Annotated in this window: 21 protein-coding genes; 18 read left to right on the forward strand and 3 right to left on the reverse strand. The window is 41.4% G+C overall.

Annotated features, from left to right (window positions below; all coding sequences use genetic code 11):
* Genes A7P54_RS08610 through A7P54_RS08620 form a run of 3 tightly spaced genes read left to right on the forward strand, consistent with a single transcriptional unit; the run spans nucleotide 1 to nucleotide 4,959 of the window.
* Nucleotides 1-1,665, forward strand: a complete 1,665-nt coding sequence (locus A7P54_RS08610; RefSeq protein ID WP_171066456.1) for an outer membrane protein transport protein — start codon at nucleotides 1-3, stop codon at nucleotides 1,663-1,665.
* On the forward strand, nucleotides 1,665-2,924 hold the full coding sequence (filE, locus tag A7P54_RS08615) for a putative pilus assembly protein FilE (RefSeq protein WP_171549675.1): 1,260 nt from the start codon (nucleotides 1,665-1,667) through the stop codon (nucleotides 2,922-2,924). The genes A7P54_RS08610 and filE overlap by 1 nt, the downstream gene beginning before the upstream one ends.
* A 19-nt stretch (nucleotides 2,925-2,943) precedes the next feature.
* On the forward strand, nucleotides 2,944-4,959 hold the full coding sequence (locus tag A7P54_RS08620; RefSeq protein WP_171549324.1) for a hypothetical protein: 2,016 nt from the start codon (nucleotides 2,944-2,946) through the stop codon (nucleotides 4,957-4,959).
* 41 nt (nucleotides 4,960-5,000) lie between these two features.
* Here the strand turns inward: A7P54_RS08620 and A7P54_RS08625 are convergent, their stop codons facing one another.
* Nucleotides 5,001-5,549, reverse strand: a complete 549-nt coding sequence (locus A7P54_RS08625; protein ID WP_171549325.1) for an NUDIX hydrolase — start codon at nucleotides 5,547-5,549, stop codon at nucleotides 5,001-5,003.
* Nucleotides 5,550-5,670: 121 nt separating this feature from the next.
* Between A7P54_RS08625 and A7P54_RS08630 the strand changes: the two genes are divergently transcribed.
* The 7 genes from A7P54_RS08630 (at nucleotide 5,671) to fghA (ending at nucleotide 11,762) form a co-directional block, all read left to right on the forward strand.
* Entirely contained in the window at nucleotides 5,671-6,285 is a 615-nt protein-coding gene (locus A7P54_RS08630) for a CoA pyrophosphatase (RefSeq protein WP_162180579.1), read from the forward strand.
* Nucleotides 6,286-6,308: 23 nt separating this feature from the next.
* Nucleotides 6,309-6,836 carry a gamma carbonic anhydrase family protein gene (locus tag A7P54_RS08635; RefSeq protein WP_171549676.1) on the forward strand — a complete coding sequence of 176 codons (528 nt, stop codon included), beginning with the start codon at nucleotides 6,309-6,311 and terminating at the stop codon, nucleotides 6,834-6,836.
* A 131-nt stretch (nucleotides 6,837-6,967) separates the two neighbouring features.
* The gene (gene tsaB / locus A7P54_RS08640; protein WP_171549326.1) at nucleotides 6,968-7,666 is read left to right on the forward strand and encodes a tRNA (adenosine(37)-N6)-threonylcarbamoyltransferase complex dimerization subunit type 1 TsaB; all 699 of its coding nucleotides are present in this window, start codon (nucleotides 6,968-6,970) and stop codon (nucleotides 7,664-7,666) included.
* An 8-nt stretch (nucleotides 7,667-7,674) separates the two neighbouring features.
* Nucleotides 7,675-8,496, forward strand: coding sequence for an undecaprenyl-diphosphate phosphatase (locus tag A7P54_RS08645; protein ID WP_004804559.1), 822 nt, complete (start codon nucleotides 7,675-7,677; stop codon nucleotides 8,494-8,496).
* The gene (locus A7P54_RS08650; RefSeq protein WP_171549677.1) at nucleotides 8,496-9,305 is read left to right on the forward strand and encodes a class I SAM-dependent methyltransferase; all 810 of its coding nucleotides are present in this window, start codon (nucleotides 8,496-8,498) and stop codon (nucleotides 9,303-9,305) included. Before A7P54_RS08645 ends, A7P54_RS08650 begins: the two co-directional genes overlap by 1 nt.
* A 203-nt stretch (nucleotides 9,306-9,508) precedes the next feature.
* Entirely contained in the window at nucleotides 9,509-10,954 is a 1,446-nt protein-coding gene (locus A7P54_RS08655) for a C13 family peptidase (RefSeq protein WP_004804563.1), read from the forward strand.
* A complete protein-coding gene (gene fghA, locus A7P54_RS08660) occupies nucleotides 10,923-11,762 on the forward strand; it encodes an S-formylglutathione hydrolase (protein WP_171549327.1) in 840 nt (279 codons plus the stop codon). The genes A7P54_RS08655 and fghA overlap by 32 nt, the downstream gene beginning before the upstream one ends.
* Before the next feature lie 89 nt (nucleotides 11,763-11,851).
* Here fghA and A7P54_RS08665 read toward each other — a convergent pair whose 3' ends face one another.
* Both A7P54_RS08665 and A7P54_RS08670 read right to left on the reverse strand, forming a co-directional pair.
* Complete coding sequence (locus A7P54_RS08665) at nucleotides 11,852-12,859, reverse strand: OmpA family protein (RefSeq protein WP_171549328.1); 1,008 nt, start codon at nucleotides 12,857-12,859, stop codon at nucleotides 11,852-11,854.
* 119 nt (nucleotides 12,860-12,978) lie between these two features.
* Nucleotides 12,979-13,254, reverse strand: coding sequence for a DUF2218 domain-containing protein (locus A7P54_RS08670; protein ID WP_004655547.1), 276 nt, complete (start codon nucleotides 13,252-13,254; stop codon nucleotides 12,979-12,981).
* A gap of 181 nt (nucleotides 13,255-13,435) precedes the next feature.
* Here A7P54_RS08670 and rpe point away from each other — a divergent pair, with 181 nt between their 5' ends.
* The 8 genes from rpe to A7P54_RS08710 all read left to right on the forward strand — a co-directional run bounded on the left by rpe (nucleotide 13,436) and on the right by A7P54_RS08710 (nucleotide 19,916).
* Nucleotides 13,436-14,122 (forward strand): ribulose-phosphate 3-epimerase, encoded by a 687-nt coding sequence (gene rpe / locus A7P54_RS08675; protein WP_004804570.1) that lies wholly within the window; start codon nucleotides 13,436-13,438, stop codon nucleotides 14,120-14,122.
* A gap of 370 nt (nucleotides 14,123-14,492) precedes the next feature.
* Nucleotides 14,493-14,918 (forward strand): hypothetical protein, encoded by a 426-nt coding sequence (locus tag A7P54_RS08680; RefSeq protein ID WP_004804572.1) that lies wholly within the window; start codon nucleotides 14,493-14,495, stop codon nucleotides 14,916-14,918.
* Nucleotides 14,919-14,988: 70 nt separating this feature from the next.
* Entirely contained in the window at nucleotides 14,989-16,905 is a 1,917-nt protein-coding gene (locus tag A7P54_RS08685; RefSeq protein ID WP_171549329.1) for a copper resistance system multicopper oxidase, read from the forward strand.
* Nucleotides 16,892-17,794, forward strand: a complete 903-nt coding sequence (locus A7P54_RS08690; protein ID WP_171549330.1) for a copper resistance protein B — start codon at nucleotides 16,892-16,894, stop codon at nucleotides 17,792-17,794. The genes A7P54_RS08685 and A7P54_RS08690 overlap by 14 nt, the downstream gene beginning before the upstream one ends.
* A gap of 82 nt (nucleotides 17,795-17,876) precedes the next feature.
* On the forward strand, nucleotides 17,877-18,377 hold the full coding sequence (locus A7P54_RS08695; protein WP_171549331.1) for a cobalt transporter: 501 nt from the start codon (nucleotides 17,877-17,879) through the stop codon (nucleotides 18,375-18,377).
* Between the two features lies 1 nt (nucleotide 18,378).
* Nucleotides 18,379-18,924, forward strand: a complete 546-nt coding sequence (locus A7P54_RS08700; protein ID WP_033133469.1) for a hypothetical protein — start codon at nucleotides 18,379-18,381, stop codon at nucleotides 18,922-18,924.
* A gap of 168 nt (nucleotides 18,925-19,092) precedes the next feature.
* Complete coding sequence (locus A7P54_RS08705) at nucleotides 19,093-19,410, forward strand: multidrug efflux SMR transporter (protein WP_004655532.1); 318 nt, start codon at nucleotides 19,093-19,095, stop codon at nucleotides 19,408-19,410.
* Between the two features lie 17 nt (nucleotides 19,411-19,427).
* Entirely contained in the window at nucleotides 19,428-19,916 is a 489-nt protein-coding gene (locus tag A7P54_RS08710; RefSeq protein WP_005205701.1) for a methylated-DNA--[protein]-cysteine S-methyltransferase, read from the forward strand.
* Nucleotides 19,917-20,264 lie beyond the last annotated feature (348 nt).

Consider the following 20,264-nt stretch of genomic DNA (forward strand, 5'->3'; position numbering starts at 1 on the left):
GTGAAACACCTTAAATTATGTCCATTAACGATAGCGATTTTTTTTGCTGGGCTATCGAGTGCTACCCATGCACAACTCGGACAAGACCTATCTGTAGATTTGCGTTCTTTATCATTAGGGAATGCAGTCACCGCGGATCCCCCTGGAATTAGTGCAGTTCACTTCAACCCGGCAGCACTTGCTAAACTAGACGGTTTACAAACTGATGTGCAAGGGATTCTAGCGAACTTTGCTATTAAACGAGATTATGCTGCGCCTGCTGGCTACAATGTTTTTGGCTATTCGGATGATCCGATTGTTTGTAATGATGGACCTGAAGTCGACTCGAATATTTGTACTGATTTTAAAGGAACGGTAAGTGGTGATGTTGAATATGCCAGTATTTATGTGCCTGTTTTAAAGAAAATTGTAGATTTAGGACCGAACTCCCCATTAGTTGCGCCCACTGCTGGTATTTCTTATAAACCACCTGGCTCAAAAGTAACTTACGCAACAGCAATTTATGCACCACTTGTAGCTGGTTTTGGTGCAGAAGATGGTAATCCAAGTAACTATATGGGGCAGCAGGTTGCTCTAGAGCGAATTACCTATTTATCGCCTTCATTTGGTTATCAGGTCAATGATAATTTATATCTCGGTGCTTCAATTGGGATGTCCTATCAAGCCATTGCGATGAAAACGGATTTACGTTTCCCAAATGAGCTGATTGGGGTATTACGTATGGTCGATGAAGTCGTTTGTGGACCATTTAAACAAAATGGAGACATTATTACTGACCTCCTGCTTTTTGGTATTTGTAATGCCAAAGAAGGAATGGATCCTTTTAGTAAGGTCGGATCTCTGGATGTTTCACTGGAACAGTCTTTAAGTCCTAGCTATAACTTGGGTTTATTGTGGGAACCTACGGATGACTTTAGCTTTGGGATGGTGTACCAAAGTGAGGCGAAGATGCGGTTAAAAGGTAAATATTTAATTAATGTTGCGGAAGCGCCACAACAATTAATTGCCGGATTGAACTCATCTGCAACAGGCCAGATTCTTGCAGCAATTTTAGGATTTCCAAGTTATGCACCCCCAATAGAATCTGGGTTGTTAGCAATGGATTTTAAATATCCACAGCATTTTAAAGCTGGGATTAAATATAAAATCTTTCCTGATTTGCAAATGAACTTTGATTTAGGTTGGACGGATTTCTCTGCTTGGGACAAGTTTAGATTTGAGTTTGATCGCCAAATTTCTTTGTTAAAAGTTGCTAAGCTTTTATCTAACGATGTAACCGATCGATCATTATCTTTACCATTAAAGTTTCAGTCTTCTTGGCGTTGGGGGATTGGCTTTGAGTATTCTGCAACAGATCGCTTGAAATTACGTATGGGCTATGAGCCTCGTACTAGTTCAATTCCTGATGATAAACGGAATACCATGGTGCCGATTAACAATGCACAATTGTTTGGTTTAGGGATCGGTTATCGTTTTGATCAGGACACAGATTTAGATTTATCACTTGGCTTTTTACGTAGCCGTGACGATATTCCTGCAAATACCAGTAGTCTTTCAAACCAAACAGGGGTGAATAACCTGTTATTAAACCCTTATGCAGGTTTGAACGTCAAAACAAATACAAAAGTCACTTTACTCGGGATTAACTACAGAACAAGATGGTAATGCAAAAGAAAAGGACTCAGCAATCGGCACTTGCTATTTCATTATTACTTTTAATGGTATCAAGTGTTTCGACTGTTTATGCGGATGGTTTCTATACGATTATTGGTCCAGATGGTCGTCCAATGGTTGTGCCTATGAAAATTGGAAAAAAAGAAGCAGAGCCTCGTAAGCAGCAACAGGAACCTCATGCTGAAAAAGCATCACAACCAACGATTACTAAGATCAATCCAGTAGAAACAGGAGTTGTACCGCTTGAACAGAAAAGGGCGGTAGAAACCCCTAAATCATTTGAAAACAAGCAAAGCCAACAAAATACAGCTGAAAAGATTTTAATTGAGTCAAAAGTCCCAGAGCCCAAAGTTATTCAACGAGCAGTCGATTCATCTAAAACGACGAAGATAGTCCATAATGAATCTGGAAAAGAATCATCAGTACCAACTAAAAAATTAAGTGAGGCTCAAGTCTCTTCCAACCCTTTGACGATAGAGAAGCCAACAGTTGAAAAAACACCAGCGGTTGTAGAGAAAACACCATTAACTAAAAGTGTTTCTAATTCTTCAAATGAAACTACCTCAATAGTTGGATTTAATAAGGTTGATGGTGTGGATTATGTCAATAATGAATATTTAGAAAATCAAGAATTTAATTTGGATGGAAAAAAACGCTTTTATACGATACCTGACGGCACTGGGCGTACTGAAACGATAGAAAGGAAAAAAGGAGTAAGTCGGTCAGTTCTAGATAAACTTCTAAATCGATCACAGCAATCAACAGCTCCAATTGCGTTATCTGGCACTTATATTCGTTTATCGAGTGATGATCTAAAATTAGCTTTTGAAAATGATCGTTGTTTTTTAGAGAGTTATAAAAAATCAATCAAAACTCTGACACTTAAAAAAGATATCGGATTATGGCCTAGAAAGCCGCTTAAGGAAAAATTTGAATATGAGCTAGTGAAACTAGACTCTTCTATTCAGTATATGCAAATTGATTCATATTCTTCCAATAATGGAAAACCTGTTTATTACTGGCCTTTAGTTGTATTTTTGGACGAAAAAGGGTGTATTGAAGAGGGTGTAAGTGGATTTAAAAATAGTAAAACTGCTGCGACAGTGTTACAACATTCGGGTATCCAAGGTGTGATAAAAGTACCAGTAGGTGCGCATTACATGATGATGACGCCATTAGCATCGGCGGTCGATGTTTCTGAACAAGAACTTTCTAATCAAGGACAGATAAAAATTTCTGTTTTACAGTAATCATGGATAGGATTAACCAATGATGAACAAAAAAATATTATTGCCATTTGCGCTTTCAACGTTGGCTATTTTTTTACATGGTTGCGGTGGTGAAAGTGCCAAAATCAATGAAGACCCCAATAAAGGTGTAACAGGGGTAACATCAAATACCAGTTGTGATATTACTGCGACAGATTGTTTACAGTTCGCGCTAGATTATCCTGTAGCAGGATTAAACTTTGATTGTAGTAGTGATAAAGTCAATCACTTTGCCACAAAACTAGATAGCAATATCGTTACAGGTGCATGTAAGCTCGGTGATACTGTAACTTTTTATCTACAAGGTGCTGAAAGTCCTAGGAAAATTAGTTTAGGTGCTATTCAGTTAGATAAAATTACCAAGACAAAAGTGGGGGTACCTGCGCGTATTCGTCTTGTTGATCTGGCGATGGGTTTAACGGGACAAACACCTGCTAGCCTAAGTATGAGTGATGATACGATCAGAGTCGCAATGGCTTTGACTAAAATCTTTCAGAGCCAGAGTATTGCAAATGATATGAATGTCATTGGTGATATACAACCAATTGAGTTCACTACGGAAAAGAAAAATACGCTTGCTGCTATCAGTCGGGATATTGGGAGTACAGAATTAAGCAGTGGAGCATATGCCGAAATTTTAAAGCCATGGTTAGATGTAAGCAAAATCAATGATGAACAAGCATTTTCTACTCTTACCCAGTTGCTCGATTTAAGTCATATGGGGGTATGGTATGCTGAGCTCCCACTTTTTAAAGCAGGAAGTAATGGTGCAGTTGTTGAAGTACCCAATGAGGGAAGTGGTGCATTCCCTGACGGTCTTTTCGGATGTAATAGGGAACTTTATAAGGATTGTCTCAATATCGGTGGGGACAATGGGGCTAGTTTACGACACTCGATGGGGCGGTTTGAATTATTAACAGACCGTCAAGGCTATACGATTGGTTATGGTCAGCAGTGGCGAGGAAGCCCGATTATTACCAATGGTGTCGTATCTCCACCTATTGTATTGCTTGGAACAACGAAACCAGAAAAACTGCAAATAAAAGCACAAAAAGAATGGTTTAACTTGGTTAATCAAGAGGTTAACTCGAATCAACCACTACGTTTTACATTAAACAATAATACATCCGAAGATGTGTTAATGACACAAGGTAAGTTGATTAATGGAACCAATATCGCCAGTACAGAAGCTGTCTATCGACAGTTGATGAAATTAAAATCGACGGATCCATTTAACAATGCAAAAGATTTGGGTTTATGGCAGCAGAGTATTGCTGGTGTGAACTATAAAGGGGTGACGGATGTATTTAAGGTCAACCCAGCTAGTTATTTACCAAAAGATGTCTTTACTACAGAAGCGAATGTTAGATCGGGGCAGCGTTATGCATTCCCATTATATGCAACTCTGACTTTTAAATTTCAAGAGACCACCCTTCCATCAGTTGATTTAGGGATTGTGATTGATGAACACGGTGATATTCGCACTGATATTAAAAAGGATGCAACTGCAACAGATATGTCAGGGAGCTGTGCTAAAGCAGAGCCACAAGCTGATGGTACATTTATTGATGAGTATGGTGTAACACAATATCGAGTGGGTACGACAGGTGGGGCACTTTATTCGGCGAATGATAAATCAATTACCGTGCGTATGATTTTAGCAAATCCAAAATTTGGTGCTATTGAAGGTGTATTACTCGGTTTGAACTTTACCTCCTTAAATGGTCAAAATAATATTAGTGGTGCGAAAATCAATGTGCATAACTTATTAAATGGGCAAGCCACAGGAATTAACTTAACCAACTTCTCAAATAATACGGTTTCTTGGTTGAATAATTCTGCTTTATATCTGACCGCTTATATCAATGCTTACGATAAAGAAGGAACAGATAAGAGCAAGTTTGTTGAACCAACGGCTCAAGAGCGTGCTTTTGCAAAAGGTTATCAAGGAACTGCAAGTATCCGTATTGCAGACCAAAACATCCCTGCATGTAATGCCATTAAGATCAAGTCTTAAGTGAATGATTAAAAAAGACCGCAATGGCGGTCTTTTTTAATCTAACCTGTATGGTCGAGTCGTGTTCCCAACGTTTCTAAATGGGTTAGAAAAATCCCTGTTTTACGATCCGCAAAATAATGTCGGAGTGTTTGTTCTACACTCGGAAAAGCCAATTCGGTCCAAGGAATTTCATGTTCTTCAAACAAACGGCATTCGATACTTTCTTCACCCGCACCAAATAAGCCTTGTTTTAAATGCGCTTTGAATAGGACATATATTTGGCCAATACGTGGGATATTGTACATACAATACAGTTGTTCGATTTCTACTTCGGCCTCGGCTTCCTCACGGGTTTCACGTGCCGCACCTTGCTCCATGGTTTCAAAGAGTTCCATATAACCAGCAGGTAAGGTCCATAGGCCATAGCGCGGCTCAATTGCCCGACGACATAGCAAAACTTTATCATCCCAAAGGGCCAAAGCACCACAAATGACCTTGGGATTTTCATAGTGAATGTTGCCACAGTGAGTGCAGACAAGTCGTGATTTATGATCACCTACTGGAATTTTTGCTTCAGTTTGATGTCCACACGCAACGCAAAAGCTCATAATTATCATCGGCCGTAGAGATAGCTCAGCATAACTGAATTTTGATGACTTCGCATCATGATCTATGATTGCACCGAAAATTTCAGCTATGATGCTGATTAAGGAAAAAGAGAACAAAGAGATGAGTCATATGGAAGAACCATCGTTAATACAGCTTTTACAACAACGGTTGCGTTTTTCCAAACGGATCCAGCAGGCGGACGCTGCGGTTTTGATTGCAATTACCCAAGAAATTCAACCGAAAGTCTTACTGACCCGCCGTTCTATGCAGTTGTCTCAACATGCGGGAGAGGTGTCTTTTCCCGGTGGAAAACGTGATCCGAGTGATACCAGTAATATCGTGGTTGCTTTACGTGAGGCACAGGAAGAAACAGCCCTAAATCCATTTGATGTTAAACTTCTGGGTGATTTACCGATTCAGCGTGCACGGAGTGGTCTCTCGGTTAAACCGATTGTGGGATTGATACCGGCTCAAGTCGATTTAATCGCTCAGCCTACAGAAATTGATCGAATTTTCTTTGCTCCATTACAAGAATTAATGGATGCACCTCCTTTGCCTTATGAAGTTCGTTTGGCTAGGCAATCGCTGTATTTCCCTAGTATGCAGGTGGAAAGTGAAATTGTGTGGGGGCTAACAGCTCGGATGTTGATTTCCTTATTTCAGTACGGTTTAGGTTATCAAAAAAATTGGCCATTCTTAGTGAATCCGCCTCATTTTGGTTTATCTAAATTCTAATTTTTTAAGAGTTATTAATCATGATGTATACCTATCAGGGATTGAGTCCAAAAGCGTTACATGAACCTTGGGATGGCTGGGTTGCTCCAACAGCAACAGTAATTGGTCAAGCAGAATTGGGTCGTCAGGTCAGCATTTGGTTTGGTGCTGTGGTTCGTGCTGATAATTGCGTGATTCGGATTGGCAATTTTTCCAATATTCAGGAAAATGCAGTATTACATACTGATGCAGGCATCGAATTGAATGTGGGTGAATATGTCACGATTGGGCATAAGGTAATGCTGCACGGTTGTACGATTGGCGATAATTCCTTAATTGGCATGAATGCTGTAATCCTCAACAATGCAGTGATTGGCAGGAATTGTATTATTGGAGCCAATGCATTGATTCCTGAGGGGAAAGTGATTCCTGATAATTCAGTCGTGATGGGATCACCGGGTAAAGTAGTGAAAACGCTGGATGAGCAGGGCGCTGCCCGATTGCGTTTAAGTGCCTTGCATTATGCAGAACATTATAAAAATTTCTTAGATTTAGCGCCGTTCCAGTTTTAATCATTTCAGTGTAACCAGCCAAGTTTATGCTTGGCTTTTTTATGGCGATAAAAAGACAATAACTCGCCTATCGCGTTTGAGTGGAGTATGATACTCGACGTTTTTTATCTCTTTTTCTCTAAGGTTTTTGCATGAAGTTGCTTGCATTGGAAACTGCAAATGAGCAGTGTTCTGTTTCATTAATTGATGATACTCAAGAACTCTATTTTCAATTGGATGAGCGAACCAAGGCACAAACTCAAACCATTTTACCTTTAACGGAACAAGCCCTGTTGCAAACCGATACGCAATTGGCTGACTTAACTGCGATCGCGTTTAGTCGTGGTCCAGGATCATTCAGTGGTGTACGCATCAATGCGGCGGTAGCACAGGCCTTAGCGTGGTCGCAAGATTTACCTGTTATTCCTGTTTCAAGTTTACAGGCTTTGGCGCAGGCGGCTTATCGTCTCAATGGCTTAGAGCAGGTGACGGCCGTGCTCGATGCGCGTATGCAAGAAGTCTATATTGCCAATTTTAGCCTTGATGAGCAGGGCATGATGCAGGCCATTGATGATGAGAAATTATTAAGCTATGAGCAGGCCACAGCGTATTGTCAATTTACAGCGATCGGTTCGGGTTCAGAATTAATTAAGCCAACTGACATAGACTCAGAAGCGGCTTCCTATCAGCACACGTCAAATGTCAACATCAAGGCAACGGCGCAGGACATTGCAACGATTGCACGCGTGTATGCGGCACAACAAAAATGGGTTGATGCTGAATATGCGCTGCCTGTGTATTTACGTGATGATGCTTGGAAAAAAATTCCCGAACAAGGTAAAGCGAACTAAGGTTAATTATGGATCTTTTATTGCTATTTAAAGCAGCAATTATGGGGTTGGTGGAAGGGATTACCGAATTTCTACCGATTTCAAGTACAGGGCATTTGATTTTAACTGGTCAACTGTTAGATTTCTGGACTGTTGAAAAACGAGATATGTTTGCGGTGGCTGTACAGATTGGTGCAATTGCAGCCGTGATCTATGAATATTGGGGTAAATTGTGGGGTGCACTGATTGGCGCACTCACAGGACAAGAACAAGGTCGCCGTTTAAGCCTGAATCTGATTATTGCCTCGATTCCAATTGTGATTATTGGTTTGACCTTCGGCGATGTGGTTAAAGCCTATTTATTTAATGCGATTACCGTTGCGATCGCCTTGATTATCGGTGGTTTTATTATTTTATGGGCGGAACGTCGTCCACATCAGATCGTCACTCAAGAAGTGGATGATCTGAGTTTTAAACAAGCGACTTTAATTGGTTTGATTCAGTGTCTGGCTTTGATTCCGGGAACGTCTCGTTCAGGCTCGACCATTATTGGCTCATTATTCTTAGGCGTATCACGTAAAGCTGCGGCAGAGTTTTCCTTCTTTTTAGGGATTCCAGTGCTGATGGGCGCAGGCTTACTGGATATGTACAAGATGCGTCATGAGTTGCATAGCAATGATATGGCTGTGCTAGGCGTAGGAATCATTGTTGCCTTTGTTTCTGCTTTGGTGGTGATTCGCGCTTTGATTCGTTATGTCTCTAAACATGACTTCACCGCATTTGCGTACTATCGCATTATCTTTGGTTTGTTTATTCTTGCGACATGGTGGACAGGTTGGGTGCATTGGTAATGCAGATGGGGTGTTGGTATCCAGCGGAATATGAACAATCATTTCAACAACTGCAAACCCGTTTGGCTGAACTGAATGTGCAGCTTAACGGGCAGGTGGTTGAAAAAATTAATGCACGTTTTTTACGTTTGAATCCTGACATGGCATTGGTTTTGGATGAGGATGGGCTCAGTCTTGCTGCCAATGGCATGAAAATGCAGCCTGATTGGCGTGCTGAAGTTCCTCGGCTGAAAAGAGCTAGCCTGAAATCTGAAATGATTGCCAGAGCCTGTCAATTGGGTGAAAAGCCAACCTTAATTGATGCCACCGCAGGTTTGGGCCATGACAGTTTATTGATGGCCCATCTGGGGGCGAATGTTCGTTTAATTGAGCGTCATCCGATTCTGTTTATGCTATTGGAATATAGCAAAGCCAAAGCTGAGCAAGATCCATTTTTGCAAAGCTCTATGCAGCGAATTGAGCTAATTTATGCAGATTCCAATACCTATTTACAGCAATTAGGTCAGCAAGGCGAGCAGGTGGATGTGGTGTATTTAGATCCAATGTTCCCACAGCGTGATCAGAATCAACAGGCAGTCAAAAAACAGGCACAAGTCAAAAAACAAATGCAATTGTTGCATATGTTGTTGCCTGAAGATGGCGAGATGGATTTAGGTGATCAGCTACTTCATTTGGCTCAACAGATTGCCAAACGTGTTATTGTGAAGCGTCCACGTCACGCAGTTTATCTGGCAGATCAAGCCCCTGATCATCAATGGTTAGGTGATGCCTGCCGTTTTGATGCATATTTTCCAAAAGGTCAAATTTGAATCAGAATTGAATGATTGTTTGGCTTGCGTCAATGCTCGGTAAAGATTTGTGATATAGTGCAAAAGCATGATTGCTAAAAAATTCTTGTCGAGCTTACACTACAGTCGCGCATCGCGTTTTTTAGGAAAAGTAATGCCCATTCAATGATTAGAATGGCATATTTTCAGTTTAGGCTTGAAAAGAGAAACTCCCGAAGAATTTTATGATCGACCTTAAACCCTCTATTAATATCTGGCATGATTTTAAAAGTAACCAAATTGCTGGAATGTGGTTGTTCCTCGGGTCTCGTCGTTCCTTACAGATCGTTCATCCCTCGATTACCCAACTCATTATTTGGGGAATTCTCGGCGGATGTACCAACTCTTTATATAGCTGGTTAGTCGCAGGCCAAGTTGGAGAGTTTAACTCCCAAGGTCTAATTGGTTATGCACTTTGGCCTTTCATTGCTCTCATTGTTGGTATTTTCCTTTCCCAACGTATGAACCAGCCGCGTCTGATGCTAGTACCTGCCTTGTTATGGTTGGTGTTGGATACCAATATTCTATTGTTGCAATGCATCATTCAGTATTTGGGCTCAAACGGCTATCTCAATTTTATTCCTGACAGTATTTATAACGGCTTCCTGCCACCCTTATTTGTTGGACTGTTTGTTTGGCAAAGTTTGGCTGTGATCTGGGTTTTTTCACGTGCTTTAAACTGGCCGTGGTGGGAACGTGCTTTGGTTTTTGTCGCGACCATTGCCACTATGGTGGTTTGGCAACTTTCAGTGAAAGATCAGCCGATTTGGAAAGTGGAAGAAACTCCACCAAGCTTCGCTGAAGATGCTTTCTATGCACAAAGTCATTTGTTAGATAAAGCGCTGGATCAGATTCAATATGGGGATATTGCTAAAAGCCATTGGTATTTCATGGGTGTGGCAGGTGATAGCTATGTGGATGTATTTAAATCTGAAATCGAGCGTATAAGAGAACAGTTTGATACGCGTTTTGGAACCTTCGGGCGCTCGATTATGTTGATTAATAATCCTGCGACACGTTTAGAGGTTCCGATTGCTTCTAAAACCAGTATGGAGTTGGCTTTACGCCGTATTGGTCAGCAAATGAATCGGGATAGTGATGTCTTGTTTCTGTATATGACCTCGCATGGTGAACGTAATCATTTTGAAATTGAAAATGCACCTTTGGATTTAGATCAGGTTGATCCAAAATGGTTAAGAGAAACCTTGGATAAATCGGGGATTCGCTGGCGTGTGATTGTGATTTCAGCCTGTTATTCAGGCAGTTTTATTCCTGCATTACAGTCACCCGATACTTTAATTATTACGGCTTCTGCTGCGGATAAAACCTCGTTTGGCTGTAATAATGAAGCGGATTATACTTATTTTGGTCGAGCGTTCTTTGATTTAGCGATGCGCGAACAATATTCAATGAAAACTGCATTTGAACAGGCCAAGCAAACGGTAACCAAATGGGAAATTGCACAGGGCGTAGAACCTTCTGAGCCTCAGTGGGCGATTGGACGCAACATGGAACTGATGTTGCCACAGCTTGAGCCCTATTTATTTCCAACTCAGAATATCGCTTCAACAGATATAACCAAAACACAGGATGATGAACATGCAGCTACTGCAAAAAAACCGTTGTTTTGAGGGTGAGCAACGGATTTATCAGCTGGAATCTCAACATTTAAAGGGAAGCACTAAGGTCGGTGTTTATTTGCCTCCTGCTGCTTTAGCGGGGAAGCCTTGTTCAGCTTTGTTTTATCTTGCGGGACTGACTTGTACTGAAGAAACCTTTGCCATCAAAGCACATGCGCAACGAATGGCTGCTCGATTAAGTCTGATTTTGATTACGCCTGATACTTCTCCGCGTGGAGATGATGTGGCTCAAGGCGATCATTGGGATATTGGTCAGGGTGCAGGCTTTTATCTCAATGCAACGCAACAGCCTTGGGCAGAGCATTATCAGATGGAGTCCTATCTGGTTGATGAGCTGTATGCACATGTCTTGCAAGAATTGCCTGTGATCGAAAACCAAATCGGTATTTTCGGGCATTCAATGGGTGGACATGGTGCTCTGACCTTGGCCTTTAAATATCCAGAGCAATTTAAATCGGTTTCAGCCTTTGCGCCAATTTGTGCACCGAGTCTCTGTCCTTGGGGTGAAAAGGCATTCACCCAATATTTGGGTCCTGATCAACAACAATGGCTCGCACATGATGCGACGGCTTTGGTTCAGCAAAAGGGCAGTGTATTTGATGAAATTTTAATTGATCAAGGCTTAGATGATCAGTTCTATGCCCAATTGAACCCTGAAAAGTTTAAGCAAGCTTGTCTGGATGCAGGGCAACACCTGACTTTACGACAACACAAAGGCTATGATCACGGCTATTACTTCATTCAAAGTTTTATCGATGATCATTTACAGTTCCATGCGATTCAATTAGAAAAAAATTAACAACCGAAAGGTTCTACTTAGGGGCTGTTGTTTGAGCCTATAACATAAGGCATAGCTGAAATGCCAACAGCCCCTAATTTGTTAGAGCATTATAATTTTACTAATTCGACTCTTCTGTTTTTTGCTTTACCTTCTTCGCTTTCATTACTGGAAACCGGCTTGGTATCGCCAAAGCCTTGAGCCTTTAAACGAGATGGATCAATCCCTGCATCGGTCAATGTTTTGACAACAGTTTGTGCTCTTGCCTGAGAGAGTTTTAAATTATGTGCGGACTCGCCTGAGTTATCAGTATAGCCATTAATTTCAAGTTTTAGCGCATCATCACTTTTTAATAAGTTCAGTATTTGGGTGATTTGTTCATGTGAATCTGCTAACAGTGTTGCTTTATCTGTTTCAAAGTTAATCTGTATATCAACTTTATTATTTTGATCTAAAGCGGCTTTTAACTGATTTGCCGACAGAGCTTGTGCGGTGATTTCTATAGGTCGGGTTTCTAAGACCAATAAACCCGCTGATAGTCCACTTTGAGTGATTTGAAACCAGATATCTCGATGATTTTGATGAATCACATAGCTTTGTGTTGGATTGTTATAAATATCTCCTAATCCATCCACATAAGCTACACCATATTTTTCTGAAAGTTGGGTGCTGAGTTCTGTCGGAATTTTACTGTCTGTAATTTTTTTGCCGCCTAAGCTGCCAATAACCGCATCCAAATTACGCTGTAGCTCCAAGAAGGAGGCTTGTTTGTTATTTTCTTCAGCATCGATCCGTCCATTGAAAAGTTTACCCTCAACTTTCTCAAGTTTGTCTCCGACCCAAAACTCCATTTGAGCGAAGTTTTCAGTGGATTGATGAGCAAAATGATAGCCTTTAGGGAGTTGAATAAATGGAAAATCTCCAAGTTCAACATTCGAAATCGGAATTTGATCGATATTGAAGCTATCGGTTTTTGTTTGTGCTTCAGCTGATTGATGTTCTGTAGTCGCGGCACTTGTCTCGGCTGCCTCTTGTTTTTCTGGTTTTTTACTACAACCGATGGTTGTTAGACTGATGATTGCAGTCATTAGCATGACGGATGAAAATTTCTTATTCATATGCTTTCCCTATTTAAGGCATACATGATATCCAAAACAAAATACTATTTTTAATTTTAAGCGGATAGATCGAATTGAAATACTGATCTGCCTGCTGATTTAACACTTCTTTCAGTTTTTTAACTATGCTGCCATTCAGCAACAAATTCCTGTTGTGCCATACGGTTTAAATGATCCAGTACCACCTGTTCTAGACGAGCTACATCTTCTTGTTGATTTTCAATCAGTACAGCCAAATGTTGTTCCTGTGGTGTAAGTGTCACCGTAGCCGTCGGCATAAAAATTTTTGAATGGGTTTCGGTTTCCAAAACTTCAAACTTATGTTTCCAATGGTTCAGTAAGCGCTTACTGATTCGTTTTCCTTCAGTGGTTGTGATTTGAGTCGTACTGTTCATGTTTTAGACATCCTCTTATTTCACTCCATACCATAGCAAAGCTGAGAAAAGATAAAAATAGTTCAGATGCAACGCGTTGTTGCAAGTTTGCAATGTCCTAATAATGACTTTGTAACAGACTTAAGTTCGCTAAATTTGCTATAATCCTTGCATTATTTTCTTAGAGTTTGCCAGGTCGTCCATGTCCAAGCCTTATTTAATTGCGCCTTCGATTTTATCTGCTGATTTTGCACGTTTAGGTGAAGATGTAGAGAAAGTTCTAGCTGCGGGCGCAGACGTTGTACATTTTGATGTGATGGACAACCACTATGTTCCTAACCTGACTTTTGGTGCCGGGGTATGTAAGGCACTGAAAAACTATGGCATCAAAGCGCCGATTGATGTGCATCTAATGGTTTCACCTGTTGATCGTATGATCGGTGATTTCTTAGAAGCCGGTGCAGATATTATTACCTTCCACCCAGAAGCAACGGATCATATTGATCGCTCATTACAGTTGATTAAGGCCGGTGGCGCCAAAGCAGGCTTGGTTTTCAACCCAGCAACGCCATTGCACTATCTTGATTATGTATTGGATAAAGTTGACCAAATTTTGTTGATGAGTGTAAACCCAGGGTTTGGCGGACAGAAATTTATTCCAATGACTTTGGAAAAGCTTCGTCAAGCACGCAAAATTATTGATGCCAGTGGTCGTGATATTCGTTTAGAAGTAGATGGCGGTGTAGGACCGGCCAATATTCGTGAAATCGCAGAAGCTGGTGCAGATATGTTTGTTGCAGGCTCAGCAATTTTTGGTCAGCCGGACTATAAAACCGTGATTGATCAAATGCGTGCAGAGTTGGCACAAGTTGGTGCAAAAGAAGTTTAGTATTTTCATTCTATTATTCACATAGTCTTGTGGATAACTTTGTTTATAACTCGGTGGATAACCGTGTTGATAACCAAGTGGATAAGATGTTGTTAAAATAAACAAAATGATTTCAGTTGTTTATATTGGCAACAAAATGATGAAAAAAGGACAGTTTTTTGTCCTTTTTTTTGTGCATTAACTTATTCATTTTGCTTTATTTTTGCTCATGCTTGTTGATGTGCTGTTTAGCTTGATAAAGCAGCAGTTTGGAGCGAGGTTTGGGTGGAATTATCGAAATTCAGACATAAAGATGATTGTGCATAACTGCAAAAGAAATTATCCTAGGCAGATTAAGTTATTTTTTTGATGATCGGAATAAGGAACATAAGTGCAACTTCTTAAGCGATACAAACGCCTGTGGTTTGTATTCCTGATGATATTTTTCATCGGGGGGAGTGGCGTGGCTGTTGCTGCTGTTCAAGTGATTCAATCCGATCAAAATACTTCAACGGTTATGCCAAGCATGGCGTGTCACGATCAGCAAATGATGGATCAACATCATCAGATGCCAAGTTCGAAAAGTGACTCACTCAGTTCAGCACAGTGCCATGATGGGAAAATGCATAGCGATCAACATTGTCTGGACTGCAATAGTACCTCACATTGTCAAAGCATTAATTTAGGTTTGGATCAACATAGCCCAAGTCTAACGTCTTCGCCATTTTTAGAGTTGAGTACCCGTACCAATACGGATTATCAGGCTCGACACCTTGCTGGTTATTGGCAAGAGATTTTACGCCCTCCTAAAGCCTGATCTGTCTTTACTCGGCTCTTTCGATTCATGAACAGAGCAATTTGAAAAGCTAACAGATTAGGAAATTATCATGTCTTCAAAACTATATGCTGGTGTTGTCGCTAGCTTAAGCCTATTGTTTGCGCCTTATACTTTGGCTGCAATTAAAGAATATCATCTGAACATTAATGAAGGGATGGTGAATGTCACTGGCAAGCCCGTCAAACGCATTACCGTAAACGGTAAATTTATCGCCCCGCTCTTAGAGTTTGAAGAGGGTGATGAAGCGGTCATTCATGTGCATAACCAACTCAAAAATCAAGATACCTCTTTGCATTGGCATGGATTGCTGTTACCTGGATTGATGGATGGTGTACCAGGTTTTAATGGTTTCCAAGGAATTAAGCCGAATGGCAGTTTTGAATACCGCTTCAAAGTACGTCAAAACGGCACCTATTGGTATCACGCACATAGCAAAGGGCAGGAACAAGATGGTTTGTATGGCGCGTTGGTGATTTATCCAAAAGGCAAGCAACCTGTTGCTGCCCATGAAAAAGCTGAACGTGATTATGTGGTGATGTTGTCGGATTTCCATGAAACGGAAAGTGACAAGATCATGGCGAATTTGAAAAAGTCTGCGGAATACTACCAAAATCATCGTGAAACACTGGGTGATGTCTGGAAACAAGTTAAAACGCAGGGTTTAAAAGCCACGTGGCAAGACCGTTCCGCATGGAATCAGATGCGTATGGCCAAAACCGACATGGGCGATGTAGATGGCTACACCTTCTTGGTCAATGGTCAGACACCACAACAAAACTGGACCGGTGCTTTTAATGCGGGTGAAAAAGTACGTTTACGTTTTATCAATGCTTCAGCAATGTCTTTCTTTGATGTACGTATTCCCAACTTAAAAATGACTGTGGTCAGTGCCGATGGGCAGCCCGTGAAACCTGTTCCTGTGGATGAATTCCGTATTGGAACAGCCGAAACTTATGATGTATTGGTTGAACCCAAACAAGCCCATTATCAGATTGAAGCAGAGTCGATTGACCGTACTGGCTTTGCCATTGGCTCACTGCACAATAGCATGACGCCCAATACGCAAAAGGTTCAGATCCCTAAAGCGCGTCCACGAGCTTTATTAACCATGGAAGATATGGGCATGGATCATGGTGCGCATGGTCAAATGGATATGGGCAAGATGGATCATAGCCAGCATCAGATGTCGCAAGATAAAGCGAAGACTGCAACGACTTCGCAGCCTGCTATGGATCACAGTGCACATGCTCAAATGAATATGGCGGATATGGATCATAGTCAGCACCAGATGCCGCAAGACATGGCGAAGACTGCAACAACTTCGCAGTCCACTATGGATCACAGTGCACATGCTCAAATGGATATGAGCAATATGGACCATAGCCAGCATCAATCAACTGCCACTACGGACACTTCAAAGACGGATACCGTGCAGGGTTGGGCCAATGCAGCAACGCCAGCAGGTCATAAAGCGTTAAGTTATGCAGATTTGCAATCTTTAAAGCCACAACCTGAAAGCTATAGCCGTCCAGCAGAACGTGAAGTGGTAATTCGTTTGGGTGGAACCATGGAGCGTTATATCTGGACCATTGATGGCAAGAAATTTAGCGATCCTGACTTCAAGCCTTTAACCGTGCGTTATGGTGAGCGTATCCGACTCAAATTTGTCAATGACAGTATGATGGCGCATCCGATGCATTTACATGGCATGTTTATGCAGCTGGAAAATGGTCAGGCACCTCAAGATATGCCAAATAAACATACTCTAGTCGTACCACCGGGTAAGACCGTTACGGCTTTATTGACTGCGGATGAAATCGGTGAATGGGCGATCCATTGTCATCTGTTGTATCACATGAGTGCGGGCATGATGAGTAAATTAATTGTCGCCAATGTGGATGACAGCAAAGCAGCACAAACAACACCAGTTCAATCATCTCAAGGAGCGAGCCATGCACATCACTAAGCAATCTTCTAAGATGAAACGTTATACACAATTATTGGCGATTGGTGGCATTGTCTCTTCTTTCAGTGCATTGACCTATGCACATGAAGGACATGATCACTCGATGCAAATGGATATGTCGGCACAGCAGAACATGACAATGAATGCATCCATGCCGATGGACCATTCACAGCATCAAAGCCCAAGTATTTCCTCTCAGATGCAGAATCAAGATGGGCATGCTGACCATTATAAGGAACATGGCGGACAGATTTATCAGTCGACGCAGTTAGATACGCAATGGCTACTTGATGAAGATGGGCAGGGCACGCTCAAGTCCAAGTTAAAAACTTGGGTGGGAACTGATGAAAATAAATTATTCATCATTGCGGACTATGCCAAGGCCGAGTCAGAAAAATCGGAGCAAAGTCTGGCTGCGCTATACAGTCGGAATATTGCAGATTTCTGGGATGTACAGGCTGGGGTAAATTATCGCTATAACCCTGAGCGTGAGGTGGATAAGGAACAATTTGAGGGTGTTGTCGGTTTTCACGGCATGGCGCAGTATTTCTTCGAAACCGATGCACATCTGTATGTCGGACAAGACCAACAATGGCGCTTTGTGTTGGAAACAGAACGAGATTTGTTGCTGACTCAAAAGTTGATCCTGCAACCATATCTGGAAATGGAATGGGTACTGCGAGATGAATCCAAGTATGCTGCTAAAACAGGTCTTGCCGATGCTGAAGTGGGGGTTAAAACCCGCTATGAAATCGTCAAGAATCGAGTGATGCCTTTTATCGATGTTGGCTATGGTTATAGCAAAGGGCGTAAGGAAACCAACTGGCAAACCGCCAGTGACTCCAAAACCGGTTGGGTCTATGGTGCTGGTCTGTCGCTAAAGTTCTGATATTTTGTTTAAAATGTCATTTTTTCGAGATACTGTTGGTTTATACTGACAGTATCTTTTTTGAGTCATTCATGGTGCATAAATGGCTTTAGAACAACAAGACAATCCAATAATAGATAAACTAAACGCGTCGACTAACTTGAGAGAAAAATCTCAACGTGTGTCGGCTTCTCAGCTTGAGTTGATTCCTGCCGATGGCAGTATGAATGTGAGTTTTTACTATATCCCTCATATGAGTAGTGCTGTAGAAGAGCAGCGCGTAAGAAAAGCATTACTGCCTTTTTCAGATCAACTCATTGAACACTGTATTGATTTAGAAGCACGCCATTTAGCCCTCTATCATCAGGACCCGATTGCTGAGGTGACTGCCGCATTACAGCGCTTGAATCTTGGTGCAGAATTACAGCAAACCATGCCGCATTATGAACCGATGGAACTGGCGACCTCTAAACCACAAGTCGCTCAGAATAAAGATCAGCAGCAAGATGAAAATGTCTTAAGCCTGATTCAACAGTTCTTTTCAACTGCTTTAACACGATTTAAGCAATGGATAAAAGCTTTAGGCAATAAACAGGATCAATAACATGCCGAGATGGATGTATGGCTTGCTAGTGATTGCACTCGGCTGGATGCTGTGGACAAAATGGATTAAGCCTACACCTGATATCAGTCAGATTACGACTCAGCAAGGTGTACAAGTTGTGGCATTAGAAAATTATGAAGGTTCCTTCCGTGTGCTTTCCAGAGAAGACTATAACTTGGGGCGTGAAGCTGAGTTTTCTCCTATGGATATTGCCGTAGGTTGGGGTGAAATGGCCAACCCTCAGGTGTATAAACAGATTGATATTTCCCAAAGTAACCGTTGGTATCGTTGGTCTATCGATCATGAGCCACCCATTCCACTGCGTCAGATTGCAACACACAGTGCCAATATGCATCTCGTCCCCGCCAATGCCGCAATTGCAACACAAATGAAAAAAATTAAACAAGATGATTTGGTGTATTTAAAAGGCTCGCTGATTGAGATTCAGGCCAAAGATGGTTGGCGTTGGAAAAGCTCTTTATCTCGAGAAGATACGGGTAATGGCGCGTGTGAGTTGATGCGGGTCGATCAAATTGTCTGGCAGTAGTCGAATTAAATAAAGAGCTTCATTTTTTCAAAAGCTTAGTCAATATAGATACAGAACAAATCACATATTTAAAAATTCCACAGTACACTACTGCACCTAGGAGGACGACCTCCCTCGAAAGAATTACGTTGGGACGACCCAACATTCGATAAAGTTGAGCGTAATAAAATGGCATGGGCAATTTTAATTTTGGCAGGTATTTTTGAAGTCATTTGGGCATATTCCATGAAGATGTCTGAAGGATTTACCAAGTTAACGCCAAGTATCGTGACCATTGTTTTCATGATTTTAAGTGTGGTATTACTTTCCATGTCGATGCGGACACTTCCACTTGGAACGGCCTATACCATTTGGACGGGAATTGGTGCGATTGGATCGTTTGTTGTTGGCATTTTGATCTTGAATGAACCGATGACGGCTATGCGCATGATCGCAGCGGTATTAATCGTTTCAGGTCTTGTATTGATGAAGTTATCATCAAATTAATGGTTGAGGAGAGTGTGATGCAACTGGTGTATATGTACATGGATTCTCCTGTGGGTGCATTAAAACTGGTTGCTCATGATCAGGCACTTGTCGCCGTGATGTGGGATAATGAAGACCATAAACGGGTGCGGCTTTCTGAGCTGATTGAAGATCGCCAGCATCCAATGCTGCATCGTGTCAAACAACAATTAGAACAGTATTTTGCAGGGCAACGTCAGCAGTTTGATTTACCACTTGATTTTCAAGGCACTGCATTTCAGCAACAAGTCTGGCAGGCTTTATTGAGCATTCCTTATGGGGAAACACGCAGTTATAAAGACATTGCTATTCAGTTAGGGAATGAAAAAGCGGTACGTGCTGTTGGAGCCGCCAATGGTAAGAATCCGATTTCGATTATTGCGCCGTGTCATCGGGTGATTGGTTCGAGTGGGGCTTTGGTGGGTTTTGCAGGTGGTCTGGATAAGAAGCAGATTTTACTGAGTTTAGAGCAAAGCCAAATTCCATAATCTGTAGTGTTAATACTCGATTTTCATTTCTTTTTGGAATAAGCTATTTAACAGATATGAATCGACATATTTTATGACTTGAACCGTAACTCAGTTATTAGCGAGGCGGTGTCTTGCTTAGTGTAATTCAATATTAGGAATAACCTTCGGTTCGAGTTACTTTGGTTTCGCCCAAAGTAACCAAAGGCATTGTCATCTACAAAACCTGTTCACTTGTTGCATTTGTTTTATCTATCGCAGAAACGGGATATTACAAATACCACGCAGGTTGTAGATGACCTTTCCGAGTCTCATATATAGGGTATGTATTCATTTTCTTTTTCATAACAAATTGAATGGAAGTTTAAA

The sequence above is a fragment of the Acinetobacter sp. Ac_3412 genome, from assembly GCF_013072675.1.
Classification (GTDB): domain Bacteria; phylum Pseudomonadota; class Gammaproteobacteria; order Pseudomonadales; family Moraxellaceae; genus Acinetobacter; species Acinetobacter higginsii.

What these genes read in the sequence shown, in the direction of transcription:
- filE (WP_171549675.1), top strand. Translation starts at nt 1,665, where the DNA reads ATGCAAAAGAAAAGGACTCAGCAATCGGCACTTGCTATTTCATTATTA.
- A7P54_RS08620 (WP_171549324.1), top strand. Translation starts at nt 2,944, where the DNA reads ATGATGAACAAAAAAATATTATTGCCATTTGCGCTTTCAACGTTGGCT.
- A7P54_RS08625 (WP_171549325.1), bottom strand. Translation starts at nt 5,549, where the DNA reads ATGAGCTTTTGCGTTGCGTGTGGACATCAAACTGAAGCAAAAATTCCA.
- A7P54_RS08630 (WP_162180579.1), top strand. Translation starts at nt 5,671, where the DNA reads ATGAGTCATATGGAAGAACCATCGTTAATACAGCTTTTACAACAACGG.
- A7P54_RS08635 (WP_171549676.1), top strand. Translation starts at nt 6,309, where the DNA reads ATGTATACCTATCAGGGATTGAGTCCAAAAGCGTTACATGAACCTTGG.
- tsaB (WP_171549326.1), top strand. Translation starts at nt 6,968, where the DNA reads ATGAAGTTGCTTGCATTGGAAACTGCAAATGAGCAGTGTTCTGTTTCA.
- A7P54_RS08645 (WP_004804559.1), top strand. Translation starts at nt 7,675, where the DNA reads ATGGATCTTTTATTGCTATTTAAAGCAGCAATTATGGGGTTGGTGGAA.
- A7P54_RS08650 (WP_171549677.1), top strand. Translation starts at nt 8,496, where the DNA reads ATGCAGATGGGGTGTTGGTATCCAGCGGAATATGAACAATCATTTCAA.
- A7P54_RS08655 (WP_004804563.1), top strand. Translation starts at nt 9,509, where the DNA reads ATGATCGACCTTAAACCCTCTATTAATATCTGGCATGATTTTAAAAGT.
- fghA (WP_171549327.1), top strand. Translation starts at nt 10,923, where the DNA reads ATGCAGCTACTGCAAAAAAACCGTTGTTTTGAGGGTGAGCAACGGATT.
- A7P54_RS08665 (WP_171549328.1), bottom strand. Translation starts at nt 12,859, where the DNA reads ATGAATAAGAAATTTTCATCCGTCATGCTAATGACTGCAATCATCAGT.
- A7P54_RS08670 (WP_004655547.1), bottom strand. Translation starts at nt 13,254, where the DNA reads ATGAACAGTACGACTCAAATCACAACCACTGAAGGAAAACGAATCAGT.
- rpe (WP_004804570.1), top strand. Translation starts at nt 13,436, where the DNA reads ATGTCCAAGCCTTATTTAATTGCGCCTTCGATTTTATCTGCTGATTTT.
- A7P54_RS08685 (WP_171549329.1), top strand. Translation starts at nt 14,989, where the DNA reads ATGTCTTCAAAACTATATGCTGGTGTTGTCGCTAGCTTAAGCCTATTG.
- A7P54_RS08690 (WP_171549330.1), top strand. Translation starts at nt 16,892, where the DNA reads ATGCACATCACTAAGCAATCTTCTAAGATGAAACGTTATACACAATTA.
- A7P54_RS08695 (WP_171549331.1), top strand. Translation starts at nt 17,877, where the DNA reads ATGGCTTTAGAACAACAAGACAATCCAATAATAGATAAACTAAACGCG.
- A7P54_RS08700 (WP_033133469.1), top strand. Translation starts at nt 18,379, where the DNA reads ATGCCGAGATGGATGTATGGCTTGCTAGTGATTGCACTCGGCTGGATG.
- A7P54_RS08705 (WP_004655532.1), top strand. Translation starts at nt 19,093, where the DNA reads ATGGCATGGGCAATTTTAATTTTGGCAGGTATTTTTGAAGTCATTTGG.
- A7P54_RS08710 (WP_005205701.1), top strand. Translation starts at nt 19,428, where the DNA reads ATGCAACTGGTGTATATGTACATGGATTCTCCTGTGGGTGCATTAAAA.